Genomic DNA, 12,444 nt, shown 5'->3' with positions numbered 1-12,444 from the left:
TCGGAAAAGAGAATGCGTGTCGATGTTCGATTTGCGCGAGCCAAACCATGAAGAGTTTGATTTTTCTCTTATGAAATGTCATCCCCTTCAGCCTTTAACAACTAAAGGTCGATCTGTTGCAGTTCTATTCCTTGCAGATTCTGCCTACCCGAGGCTAGTATCTTGGAGTCACTGGAAAAAAGAAGAGGCATGGTCGCAGATGATTGTGCCGTACGTAGAAGCGGGTTTTCCAGGCCCACTTTGCTTGAATGATGTAAGTCGCATAGCGATAGCGCGACCTGGTAAAAAGTGAAAATCTCGGCCTAATGCGACAAATTCATCCAGCGGTTGATCTATAAAGTGGCGATAAAGAAATGCGATGGCATTGAGTGCCTGGTTTTGTATGCCGCAGCAACACGCCTTTCAATCGCTAGGTATTCCAAAAATTGCCGCACTTCATTGCCCGCCATAGAGGCAGGGTGACGCATTCTGTGGAAACGAATGAAAAAGCGAATCCAGTAGCAATAGGTTTTCTCAGTACGAAGGCTGTAGCGTTTGACTCTGAGGGCAGCCTTCACCCTCTCCATCAGTTTCACAGGTTGCACCCATGCAGCTTTGGTTGCTGTTTTTACATGGCTATGTTGGTATCTGTTGTTGGTCTGCGCCTATCGCTGCGCGAAACCACGCCTCCTCTGCTGGCTTCGCGGTTTCAAACAGCCGCCGCCATGCCAGGTAATTGGGTAAGTACGCGGTCCCCACCCCATGAAAGCGCGCCATCCAGCCCTTCAATCGGCTCATATAGCTATTGACGTTCTGAATGTGGTATTCCTTGCCGAGCACTCGCTGATTATCGAGTGTGATCAGTCGATGATGAGCAATGCCGTGGTCGGCAGAGAAAGTCCTATACCAGCTGTGCCCGTCCGAACATAAAATCGAGTCACGGTCGATGATCGGTAAAAGGAATTCATGAACAGTGGATTTCTGGAGCGCCGGTTCCACCAAATCACTGATCTTTCCGTTTCGGTCTCTCGCAATAAGCACTTGAATCTTTTGTTCTTTTTTCTTCATACTGCCTTGCCCGCCGCGCTTTCGAGGTCTGCGGTGAGTGATCTTGCGCTTCCCTTTGCAGGACTCTAGGAAGACGGTTTCGTCTACCTCGATGATGCCGGATAGTGGGTTGGCGTTGTCTTGAGCACTCCTTTTCAGGAAGCGATGTCGCCAGTGGAAAGCCGTTTTCAAATCGATGCCTACTCGGGCCGCCGAGACGCGTAACGTCAGGCTGTCTCGCATGCAACGTAGGTAGTCGAACCATTTGTCGCGGTGCTGCAGTTTGGCCAGAGGCGTGCCTGTCAGGGCGTTGAACGTCTTGTGACAATCGGGATTCCGGCACCGATATCGCTGTAGGCCACCGCTGCGTCCCCACTTGGCAGGGTGTTCACTGCCACAGTGCGGGCATGGAAGGTGAGGTCTGACGGTTTCGAGCAGGGTGTCCGCTTGGGAGCTTATTTGACCAAGTAGCTGATCTGCAAGGTATTTTTTGAGATCAACAGGGAGAGAAGCCAGGGTCTGCTCAAGGGCTATGAGGTCTGCTTGCTTCATGGTGTGCTCCAGAGGCAAACTGCATATACAGTAGTTTATACAGTATTTTTGAAGCACGCCAACAGCAGATACCAACATAGCCTTTTGCATACAGTGCCAGAAATAATTATCCAGTGGTTTGGCAAACCGACCTATGCGAGCGTCGAAGACCGGCGCGACTAGCGGGGAAATGGCTTTGAGTGTAGAGTTCAAGCCAGTATTTGATTGCGTGGGGTGGCATGTGTCGCTGAGTTTGCAAGGCCGTCAATTGGGTTGTGAGCGCGATGGCCGCTGGCTCTTTGAGGGGCTGGATATCGACGTCAATCGCGGCGATATATGGCATGTGGCCGGCCCCAATGGCAGTGGCAAGACCACGCTGTTAAAAGTGCTGGCGGGGCAATTCAATGACTATTGCGGGTCGCTCCACTGGCAGGGCAGGCCGCTTGGTCAGGGGCGTGAACATTTTGCCGCCAACATGCTTTACCTGGGGCATTCGCCGGGCGTGAGCGCGGGCCTGACGCCGCTGGAAAACCTGGCCTGGTACCAGGCGTTGCACGATGAATGTAGCGACGAGGTACAGCGCGAAGCAGCCCTTGCGACCATGGGGCTTGAAGGCTTTGAAGATGTTCCGGTGGGGCATTTGTCAGCAGGCCAGCAACGCCGCGTGGCGCTGGCAAGGCTGAATCTCACTCCGCGTGTGCTATGGATACTGGATGAGCCCTTTACGGCCATCGATCAGGCGAGCGTCGAGGCGCTGGAGGCGCAGCTGGTCGCCCATGCCAGGGCTGGTGGGGCCGTGGTGATGACGACCCATCACGTACTCGAGATTGACCATCCACTGCGTCATGTTGCGTTGGGCTAAGGAGCCAGAGTTGCCGCCTTCAGAAACCACACAGCGCGTTGCGGTCCTGGCCGAGCCGACATCCAGGCGCCTGGGCGTCGCCTTTGGCGCTACCCTGGTGCGTGATCTTAATCGCGTTCGCCGTCGGCGCGGTGACGTGCTGAACCCGTTGGTCTTCTATGCCTTGGCGGTTAGCTTATTTCCCATCGGTATTTCACCCGAGGCAGAGCTGCTGGCTGTCATGGCGCCGGGGCTTTTATGGGTCACGGCGCTGCTCGCCACACTGTTGTCGCTGGATGGACTTTTTCGCAGTGATTTCGATGACGGCAGCCTGGAGCAGATGATGCTTTCCCCTCAGCCGCTTGCGGCGCTGAGTGTCGCCAAAGTGGCAGCCCATTGGCTAGTTACCGGTTTGCCGCTGGCGCTCATGGCGCCGCTGCTGGGTATCATGCTGGCACTGCCTTTCCAGAGTGCCGGCGTGCTGATGGCATCGTTAGCGCTGGGCAGCGCCAGCTTGAGCCTCATCGGCGGCATTGGCGCGGCATTAACCGTCGGTTTGCCCCGGGGTGGCGTGCTACTCTCGCTACTGGTACTGCCGCTGTATATTCCGGTGCTGATTTTTGGCACCGGGGCGGTTCAGGCGGCAATCCAGGGCGATACCGCATTGCCTCACCTGGCGATGCTTGGCGCCTTGCTGGCGGCAGCGCTGATATTTGCTCCCTGGGCCATCGCCGCGTCGCTGCGTATCAGTATTAACGGGTAGGGATGAGCACTGTATGTGGGGCTTGATACATAAGCTGGGGTCGCCAAAGTGGTTTTATTACCGGAGTGCAGCGCTGCAGCCCTGGTGCTGGGGCGTGGCCGCCGCGTTGCTGCTGGTCGGCAGCGTATGGGGGCTCGTCTTTGCCCCAGCCGACTACCAGCAGGGCAACAGCTTCCGCATCATTTATGTCCATGTGCCCGCCGCTTTTTTGGCCCAGTCGGTGTTTGTCGCCATGGCCGTTTCCGGGCTTGTTTTCATGGTCTGGAAAATCAAGATTGCCGATATGGCGGCGACTGCCATGGCCCCATTGGGGGCGGCCATGACCTTTGTCGCGCTGTTTTCCGGCGCGGTGTGGGGCGTGCCAACCTGGGGAACATGGTGGATATGGGACGCCCGATTGACGTCCATGCTCATTCTTCTGTTTTTATATATAGGGGTGATAGCACTGCGCGGTGCCTTTAGTCGTCGGGATAGCGGTGCGCGGGCGGCATCGGTGCTGGCAATGGTTGGCGTGATCAATATTCCCATCATCAAATACTCGGTGGACTGGTGGTACACCTTGCACCAGCCCGCCTCATTTACCCTGACCTCCCGCCCCGCAATGCCGATGGAAATGTGGCTGCCGCTGCTGATGATGGTGGTGGGCTTTTACGGCTTTTTTATCGCCCTTACGCTTACCCGTACGCGCAGCGAAATACTCCGTCGCGAAGCCAATACCCGATGGGTGAGAGCGTTGCTTGAGGAGGTTAACTGATGGTGGCCTCGTTGGCTGAATGGGTATCCATGGGTGAGCACGGTGTCTACGTGTGGTCTGCCTGGGGTATTACGGCCTTGTTTATGCTGGGCCTTACGCTCCATGCCCGGCTGGAACGTCGACAATTGCTCAAACATCTCAAGCGGGTAGCGCGCCGCCAAGCCTCACCCCCGCAGCAAAGAGGGCATGACGATGACCCCAAAGCGTAAGCGCAAGCTTTATGTGATTGTCACGCTGGTCAGCCTGGCCGCAGTGGCCGTGGGCCTGACTCTGTATGCGCTGCGGGCCAACATCAATCTGTTTTTTAGCCCCGTACAGATTGCCCAGGGCGAGGCCCCCGTGTCGCGTTCCATCCGTGCGGGGGGCATGGTGAAAGTCGGCTCGGTATCCCGCGATGCCGATAGTTTGAATGTCGAATTTACCGTTACCGATTACGTGGGTGATCTGCACGTTGATTACCAGGGCATCCTGCCCGACCTGTTTCGTGAAGGGCAGGGCGTGGTCGTGGTGGGGGAGCTGCAGGAGGATGGCCGTTTTCGTGCCGATGACGTCTTAGCCCGGCACGACGAGAACTATATGCCGCCCGAGGTCGCACAGGCCCTGGAAGAGGCCGGTTACTCGCCCGCCGATTTTCAGGCCAGGGCCGCCGAGGTGAGGCAGCCGCGCGAGGACGATACGTGATGCCCCGCTACCTCGCCATCGATCGTCGTGTTCAGCCGGAGTCCCCATGCTGACCCGAATATTGCCCGAAATAGGTCATTTCGCCTTGATCGTTGCCCTACTGATGGCGGTTGTGCAGTCAGTACTGCCATTGGCCGGGGCCGCAACGCGGCGTCCCTTGTGGATGGCCTACGGGCAGCCCATGGCCACCGGCCAGTTCCTGTTTGTGCTGCTGGCCTACGTTTGCTTGACGGCCAGTTACGCCATGGACGACTTCAGCGTGGTGAATGTCGCCAACAACTCCAATTCGCTGTTGCCCTGGTATTACAAGCTCAGCGCCGTATGGGGCAACCATGAAGGCTCTGTGCTGCTGTGGAGCCTGATGCTGGCGGGCTGGGGATGCGTTGCCGGCTGGTGGTCGCGGCGCCTGCCCCGCGACATGCTTGCCCGTGTGCTCGGTGTCCTGGGGCTGATCAGCGCCGGTTTCCTGTTGTTTATCCTGTTGACCTCCAATCCCTTCGAGCGGCATCTGCCTGACATCCCCGCCGATGGCGCAGACCTTAACCCCTTGCTGCAGGATATCGGGCTGATCATTCACCCACCCATGCTGTATATGGGCTATGTCGGGTTTTCGGTGGTGTTCGCCTTTGCCATTGCCGCCTTGTTGGGAGGGCGGCTGGATGCCGCCTGGACCCGCTGGGCAAGGCCCTGGACCAACGCCGCCTGGGCGTTTCTGACGGTCGGGATTGCGCTGGGTAGTTGGTGGGCCTATTACGAACTGGGCTGGGGCGGCTGGTGGTTCTGGGACCCGGTGGAAAACGCCTCGCTGCTGCCATGGCTCACCGGTACGGCCCTGATTCACTCGCTGGCGGTCACCGAAAAACGCGGCTCCTTCAAGAGCTGGACGGTCTTGCTGGCGATTGCCACCTTTTCGCTTTCGCTGATGGGCACCTTCCTGGTCCGCTCCGGCGTGCTGACCTCGGTACACGCCTTTGCCAACGACCCATCAAGGGGACTGTTTATCCTGGTGCTGCTGGCTATCACCGTCACGCTTTCCCTGGTCGTGTTTGCGCTGCGAGCACCGCGCGTCAGCCATACGGTGGGTTTTAACTGGTTGTCCCGGGATGCCCTGCTGCTGATCAATAACGGGTTGCTGGTGACCGCGACGATGACGGTGCTGCTGGGCACCCTGTACCCGTTGATCCTGGATTCGCTGGGGCTGGGTAAGATCAGCGTGGGGCCGCCTTATTTCAATGCACTGTTTGTACCGCTGACCGTGATCGCCTGCCTGTTCATGGGCCTGGGGCCGATGGCGCACTGGAAATCGACGTCGCCTGGCAAACTGGTGCGCAGATTGTGGCTGGCCGGGTTGGTCGCGCTGGGTCTGGGGGCACTGGTGCCGCTGGTGTATCGCGGCGAATGGAACCTCTGGGTGACCTTGGGGTTGTCGACGGCGCTGTGGATAGGGCTGTCATTGAGCCGTGACCTGTTCGACAAAGTGCGTCATCGGCACTCGATATGGAAAGGGCTGCGCAGCCTGTCGTTAGCTTATTGGGGAATGGTGCTGGGCCATCTGGGGGTGGCGGTGACGATTGTCGGTGCCACGGTGGTCAGCCATTATGCGGTGGAGCGCAACGTGCGCATGTCGCCGGATACCAGCGTCGAGGTGGCAGGCTATCACTTTACCATGACCGAGCTTTTTGACCGGCGCGGTGCCAACTTTCTGGCCGATACCGCTGTTATTGAGGTACAGCGCGGTGACAGTCGCCGCCGTTTCGAGATGCAGCCAGAAAAGCGGCTGTATCTGGCGACGGGCATGCCCATGACCCAGGTGGCGCTTAGCCCGGGCCTCTTTCGTGATCTTTACGTGGCCATGGGCGAAGAGCTGGACGACGGCAGTTGGGCGATGCGTATCCAGTACAAACCCTTTGTGCGCTGGCTATGGCTCGGCGGTTTGCTGATGGCGCTGGGCGGTGTGCTGGCGGTGTTCGACAAGCGCTATCGTAAGACGCGCCCGGCAAGATTGGTCCAGGAGAGGCAGGCATGAAACGACGCTGGCTTTTGTTTCTGTTACCCGTTGCGTTTTTAGGTCTCGCGCTGTTTTTCTTTGAGCGCTTGTCCCAGGACCCCGCCGATCGTGACTCGGCGCTGATGGCCCGCGATTTCCCCGCCTTTGAGGCCACGACGCTGGAAGATGAGCAGCAGCGGGTCGATCAATCGTTGCTCCATGGCCAACTGACACTGGTCAATGTGTGGGGAGAGTGGTGTGCCGCCTGTCGCCAGGAAATGCCCCAGTTGCTTGACCTGGCTGATCGGGGCATCCGACTGGTGGGGGTTAACTACCGGGATACCCGTGAGAATGGCCTGGCGTTTCTGGACGAGTTTGGTGATCCTTTTGCGGCCAACATTTTTGATCCTGAAGGTGAACTCGGCTTTGAGCTTGGCGTCATTGGCGCGCCGGAAACCTTTGTGGTCGATGCGCAAGGTGTCATTCGCTATCACCATAAAGGCTATGTATCTCCCGAGGATGTTCGCAACCGTCTTATGCCGGAGGTGGAGAAATGGCGCTGATTCGCGGCTTAGGCCTGGTGGTGCTGATGCTATGCGCGCTACCGGCGTGGTCGGCCGGTATCGAGCTGCGCGACTTTGACGACCCGGTAACGGAGCAGCGCTATCGCGACCTAACGGCTTCGATGCGCTGCCCACTGTGTGAAAACCAGGCAATCGATGATTCCGATGCGCCCATTTCGGCGGACATGCGGGAACGGGTGTATCAGTTGCTTGACGAGGGCAAATCGGATACGGAAATCATCCAGCACATGGTGCAGCGGTTTGGAGACTACATTCTCTATAACCCGCGTTTGGAACAGCGTACCTACTTGCTGTGGGGCTTGCCGGTCGGGCTGCTGGTAGTGGTAGGCGTTGTGGTGGCATGGATCGTCAGGTCTCGTCGCCACGCCTCGGCGAAGGCCCTTAGCCCTGACGAACAGGCGCGACTGGATGCCCTTATCGAGCGTAAGGAGTCGTCGTGACCCTGCTTTGGACCGCTCTTGCCTGCGTATTGCTGCCCGCGCTCTGGCTGTTGGTGTTGCCGTTGCGCACGGCGCGCCGGTGGCGCGACGAGCAAATGGCCTTTGAGCAGCATGACAGCGCCGCTGAACAAAATGTCGCCATCTTTCGGCGGCGTCTCGCGGCGCTTGAAAACGCCCACGCCGACGGCAAAGTCGACGCAGCGCAATTGGCGGAAGAACGTCTTGAACTGGAACGCAGTCTGCTGGACGATACCGCCACCTTGCAGCGTCGGCCGCTCAAGCCTTATGTATCGGGGCGTTGGATCGTTCCACTGGTGATGCTCGCGCTGGGGGCGGGCAGCGTGGTGTGGTACCAGCAGCAGGGCGCTGAAGACGATCTTGTGCTGTGGGCCATTGGCCAGGAGGTTCGCGAACATCCGGAGGGCTCGCAGGAGATGTATATCGAAAGGCTTGAAGCCCAGACGTCCCGGCAGCCGTCCAACCCCAACCTGTGGAGCACACTGTTCCCGCTTTATCGGGAAACCGGCCAAGCGGATAACGCCGTGACAGCGCTTGAGCGCTTGATCGCCCTCGAAGGGCGCTTGCCACCGCTGTTAGCCCAGCTCGCGCAGCTGCGCTTTTTCATGGCCGGGCGAGAACTCACCGACGAGGTGCAGGGGCTTGTGGACGAAGTGCTGGCGGAAGATCCCCGTCAGCCCACTGCCTTGGGTATACTCGGCATTCACGCCTTCGACGCTGGCGATTATGCGCAGGCAATCGACCGCTGGCGGCGCGCCGTGGCCAATGTTGAGAATCCCGATATCGCCGCGTCGCTGCGCGAGGGAATTCAGGTGGCGCAATCGCGCCTGGGAGAAGAAGGCCGTCAAGTCACGCAGGCAGACGGCCCGGGGGTGCGGGTCAGCGTGTCGCTCGATCCCGATCTGGCAAGTCAGGTTGACGGTGATGATAAAGTCTTTATCGTTGCGCGCGATGTAGGCGGCGAACAGCCGCCACTGGCGGTGGTTCAGGGCCTGGTGTCAGAACTGCCAATGACCGTCGTGCTGGACGACCGCGCGGCCATGACGGCTGACGCGCAGATATCGCAAGCGCGTGAAGTTCGTCTGATGGTGCGTGTTTCGCCAAGCGGCCAGGCTACTCCTCAGGCGGGGGATTTATGGGGCTCTGTCGACCGGGTCGACGTTGGCCCGATTAACGCACGAGAGACTACCAGGGTGACCATTGATCGTGTTTTTGAATAATCTCAACGTGAACTCTCCATGCGTTTAACGTCAATACGTCTCGTCGGTTTCAAATCCTTTGTCGACCCGGTCACGGTGCCTTTCGACGGAAATATGACGGCTGTCGTCGGGCCCAATGGTTGCGGTAAATCGAATATTATCGACGCCGTGCGCTGGGTGATGGGCGAGTCTTCCGCCAAGACGTTGCGCGGTGAGTCCATGGCCGACGTCATCTTCAACGGCTCGACGGGCCGTAAACCGGTGGGGCAGGCCTCCATTGAACTGAAGTTCGATAACCGGGATGGCGCCATGGGTGGGGTCTATGCCCAGTACGCTGAAATTGCGGTGAAGCGGCTGGTGACCCGCGACGGTCAGTCCAACTATTTTTTCAATGGCCAGAAATGCCGCCGCCGGGATATCGCCGACCTGTTCATGGGGACCGGGCTGGGCCCGCGTTCCTACGCCATTATTGGCCAGGGGATGATATCGCGGCTGATCGAAGCTCGCCCGGATGACCTGCGTGCCACCCTGGAAGAGGCGGCGGGGATCTCCAAATACAAAGAGCGCCGCCGGGAAACCGAAAACCGCATGCGGCGTACCCAGGAAAACCTGGAGCGCCTGGACGACATCCGCGAAGAACTGGATAAGCAGCTTGAACGCCTCAAGCGTCAGGCCGAGGCCGCCAAGCGTTACCAGGCATTGAAGCAGCAGGAATTCCAGCTAAAAGGCGAACTTGCCGTGCTGCGCGGGCGTGCTCTGCGGGCGGAACAGGCCCAGCAGGAAAGCCGTGTGCGCGAGCTGGAAATCGCCGTCGAGAAAGACGTATTCGGCGTTCGCCAGTGCGAAACCCGCCTGGAGCAGGCCCGTGAGCAACACGATGAGCTGGCCGAAGTCCTCGAGCGCCATCAGCAGCAGTTCTTTGAGACCACCACCCGCATCGCCCGTCTGGAGCAGGACCAGGCCCACCGGCGCAGCCGGGAAGCGCAACTGGCAAGCGACATCGAGACGGCGCGGCGAGACCTCGACGAGCAGCGCCAGGTCAGCGAAGGCGATCAGGAACGCCTGGCCGCCATTGAAGCGCGGTTGGAAGAATTGCTGCCCGAGCACGAAGCACTCGACGAACAGCTGGAAACGCTGGAACAGGCCCTGGCCGATGCCAGCCCCTCTCTGGAGGCCGCCGAGCAGCAGTGGGCGGATGCCGAAAGCCACTGGCGGGATGCCAGCCGCGAGGCCGAGCGCCGCCAGGATCAGTTACGTGACCTTGAACAGCGCATTGCCCGCCTGCAGGCCGAACGCCAGCGCCGCCGTCAGCAGCGGGGCGAGCTTGCCGATGTCACCGAATTACGCAGCGAGCACGCTGAATGCCAGGCCCGCAAGGAAGAGGCCGAACAGCGCGCTGAGGCATTCCAAACCGAGCGCGACCAATGGCAGCAGCGCTACAGCGAAGCCAAGGCGGCTTACCAGCAGGCGACCCAGGCCCGCGATCAGCAGCGCGCCGAGTTGAGTCAGCGACAGGGCGAACTTGCCTCGCTGGAGGCGCTGATTGATGCCGCGCTTGCCGATCACGACCCGCACATCACCGAGGAGTTAGCCGCCCACGGGCTTGCCGAGGCGCCACGGTTGGGAGAGGCCATCAGTGTCGAACCCGGCTGGGAACGGGTGATTTCCTGGCTGCTGGCGCCCTGGCTCAATGCCCGTCTGGTTGCCGTTGATCAGTTGCAGGCCCTGCCCGACGCGCTGGCCACCGACTGGTGTTTGATTGACCGGGCGTCGCCTGCCTTGCACGGTGGACAACGCCTGGACGCGCTGGTGAGTGGAGCGGGCGCGCTGGGTGAATGGTTGGCAAGTATTCACTATGCCGAGAGCAGCGCCGAGGCGGATGCGCTATTAGCCACACTTGCCCCGGGTGAAAGCGTGGTCACGCGGGAGGGAGTGTGGCGCGGGCGTGGCTGGTTGCACCAGCAGGCCAACGGCGACGGCGTGGACGCGCTGTTGGTCACCCGGCGTCGCTATGATGAGCTGGCGGCCCGCCGGGAGCAGGATGAAGAGGCGCTGGCGCTTGCTGAAGCCCAGTGCGAGGCGGCCAGTGAAACCATCGAGACGCTGGAGCACACCCGCGATCAACAGGCGGAGGAAGAGCGAGCCCACGCCGCCACGCTCCAGCAGCTGGCGGTCACCGAGCAGCGCCTTTCTCAACGTCTGGAACATCTGGAAAGCCGAGCCACAGAACTTGACGAAGAATTGAGTCAACTGCAGGAAGATGAAGCAGAGTTAGCGCTTACTCTCGATGAACAGCGTGCCCGCTGGCATGAGGCCATGGAGCAGCTGGAAATGGCTGCCCAGGCCCGCGACGAAAGCGCCGAGCAGCGGGATCACCAGCGCGAACAACGCGAACGGTTGAATCAGCAGCATGCACCGCTGAAAGCCCGCCAACAGGCGCTGGCGCTTGAGCGGGAACGTCTCAACACCGAGCTTAATAGCCTGCGTTCCCAGCAGTCGCGTAGCCATGAAAGCGAAGAGCGCCTGGCGTTGCGCATTGAAGAGTTGGAAGCATCGCGGGAGACCCTGCTTGAACCTGACGAGCTTGCCGCCGAGGAGCTTGAAGAGCTGCTTCACCAGCGCGAACAGCAAGAGCAGCGTTTAAACGACACCCGCCAGCAAACCCAGACACTGGCAGAGCAGTTGCGTAACGACGAACTGACCCGTCAGCAGCATGAACGTAATCTGGAACAAAGCCGCGAGCAGCTGCAGCAGCGGCGAATGGACGTTCAGGCGCTGGCGCTAAAAGCTGCTACTCAGGATGAGCAGCTCACTGAGCTGGGCCACGATGGCGATGCATTGGCAGAACAGCTTGCCGACGACGCCACTGAAACCGCCTGGCAGGAGCATCTGGAAAGCACCACCGACAAAATTCGTCGCCTGGGGGCCATCAACCTGGCGGCGATTGAAGAATATGATCAACAGGCCGAACGGCGTGACTATCTGGAAGCCCAGCACGCTGAGCTAAGCGAAGCGCTGGAAACCCTGGAACGCGCCATTAAACGTATTGATCAAGAAACCCGCATTCGTTTTAGAGATACGTTTGATCGGGTCAATACCGGATTGCAAACCTTGTTTCCGAGAGTGTTTGGCGGCGGCACTGCCTGGTTAACGCTCACAGGTGATGACTTATTGGAAACCGGTGTGGCGATCATGGCGCGTCCACCGGGTAAAAAGAACAGCACGATTCATCTCTTATCCGGGGGGGAAAAAGCACTGACGGCACTTTCCCTCGTGTTCGCTATATTCCAGTTAAACCCGGCGCCTTTTTGTATGCTGGATGAAGTCGATGCCCCCTTGGATGATGCTAACGTTGGTCGCTATGCCAAGTTGGTAAAAGAGATGTCGGAAAACGTTCAGTTCATCTATATCACCCACAACAAAATTGCCATGGAGGCTGCCGAGCGATTAATGGGGGTCACCATGCAGGAGCCGGGGGTCTCACGGATGGTCTCGGTAGGGATTGAAGAAGCAACAGCGTTGGTGGATTAATGCTCGCAAGTGTTAACGTTATTAACTACCCTAACGGTTAATGATCCACGCCCCAGCGTTAAAAAAGGTGACTTGAGGCGCTAAACTTA

12 protein-coding genes are annotated in these 12,444 nt (G+C 59.2%); 10 read left to right on the top strand and 2 right to left on the bottom strand.

Annotated features, from left to right (window positions below; all coding sequences use genetic code 11):
* Positions 1 to 332: 332 nt before the first annotated feature.
* A complete protein-coding gene (locus B7L15_RS06240; protein WP_254902868.1) occupies positions 333 to 566 on the bottom strand; it encodes a site-specific integrase in 234 nt (77 codons plus the stop codon).
* A 49-nt stretch (positions 567 to 615) separates the two neighbouring features.
* On the bottom strand, positions 616 to 1,578 hold the full coding sequence (locus B7L15_RS06235; protein ID WP_139839344.1) for an IS1595 family transposase: 963 nt from the start codon (positions 1,576 to 1,578) through the stop codon (positions 616 to 618).
* Between the two features lie 220 nt (positions 1,579 to 1,798).
* On the opposite strand from B7L15_RS06235, the gene ccmA reads away from it, so the two are divergent.
* The 10 genes from ccmA to smc are packed head-to-tail and all read left to right on the top strand — an operon-like array spanning position 1,799 to position 12,355.
* Positions 1,799 to 2,419: a cytochrome c biogenesis heme-transporting ATPase CcmA gene (gene ccmA / locus B7L15_RS06230; RefSeq protein ID WP_085918276.1), complete on the top strand. Its 621-nt coding sequence runs from the start codon at positions 1,799 to 1,801 to the stop codon at positions 2,417 to 2,419.
* A gap of 10 nt (positions 2,420 to 2,429) precedes the next feature.
* A complete protein-coding gene (ccmB, locus tag B7L15_RS06225) occupies positions 2,430 to 3,161 on the top strand; it encodes a heme exporter protein CcmB (protein ID WP_254902859.1) in 732 nt (243 codons plus the stop codon).
* 13 nt (positions 3,162 to 3,174) lie between these two features.
* Positions 3,175 to 3,915, top strand: coding sequence for a heme ABC transporter permease (locus B7L15_RS06220; protein WP_085918141.1), 741 nt, complete (start codon positions 3,175 to 3,177; stop codon positions 3,913 to 3,915).
* Entirely contained in the window at positions 3,915 to 4,124 is a 210-nt protein-coding gene (ccmD, locus tag B7L15_RS06215; RefSeq protein WP_309782254.1) for a heme exporter protein CcmD, read from the top strand. The genes B7L15_RS06220 and ccmD overlap by 1 nt, the downstream gene beginning before the upstream one ends.
* A complete protein-coding gene (gene ccmE / locus B7L15_RS06210) occupies positions 4,108 to 4,596 on the top strand; it encodes a cytochrome c maturation protein CcmE (RefSeq protein ID WP_085918139.1) in 489 nt (162 codons plus the stop codon). Before ccmD ends, ccmE begins: the two co-directional genes overlap by 17 nt.
* Before the next feature lie 46 nt (positions 4,597 to 4,642).
* Positions 4,643 to 6,622 (top strand): heme lyase CcmF/NrfE family subunit, encoded by a 1,980-nt coding sequence (locus B7L15_RS06205; RefSeq protein WP_085918138.1) that lies wholly within the window; start codon positions 4,643 to 4,645, stop codon positions 6,620 to 6,622.
* Positions 6,619 to 7,146: a DsbE family thiol:disulfide interchange protein gene (locus B7L15_RS06200; protein WP_085918137.1), complete on the top strand. Its 528-nt coding sequence runs from the start codon at positions 6,619 to 6,621 to the stop codon at positions 7,144 to 7,146. The genes B7L15_RS06205 and B7L15_RS06200 overlap by 4 nt, the downstream gene beginning before the upstream one ends.
* On the top strand, positions 7,137 to 7,607 hold the full coding sequence (locus B7L15_RS06195) for a cytochrome c-type biogenesis protein (RefSeq protein ID WP_085918136.1): 471 nt from the start codon (positions 7,137 to 7,139) through the stop codon (positions 7,605 to 7,607). The genes B7L15_RS06200 and B7L15_RS06195 overlap by 10 nt, the downstream gene beginning before the upstream one ends.
* A complete protein-coding gene (ccmI, locus tag B7L15_RS06190; protein WP_085918135.1) occupies positions 7,604 to 8,845 on the top strand; it encodes a c-type cytochrome biogenesis protein CcmI in 1,242 nt (413 codons plus the stop codon). Before B7L15_RS06195 ends, ccmI begins: the two co-directional genes overlap by 4 nt.
* 18 nt (positions 8,846 to 8,863) lie before the next feature.
* Positions 8,864 to 12,355, top strand: coding sequence for a chromosome segregation protein SMC (smc, locus tag B7L15_RS06185; RefSeq protein WP_085918134.1), 3,492 nt, complete (start codon positions 8,864 to 8,866; stop codon positions 12,353 to 12,355).
* Positions 12,356 to 12,444 lie beyond the last annotated feature (89 nt).

This window comes from Halomonas sp. CSM-2 (genome assembly GCF_002119345.1).
GTDB lineage: Bacteria > Pseudomonadota > Gammaproteobacteria > Pseudomonadales > Halomonadaceae > Vreelandella > Vreelandella janggokensis.
The sequence above is the reverse complement of the archived record's forward strand: the minus strand, read 5'-3'. Positions and strand labels throughout refer to the sequence as shown.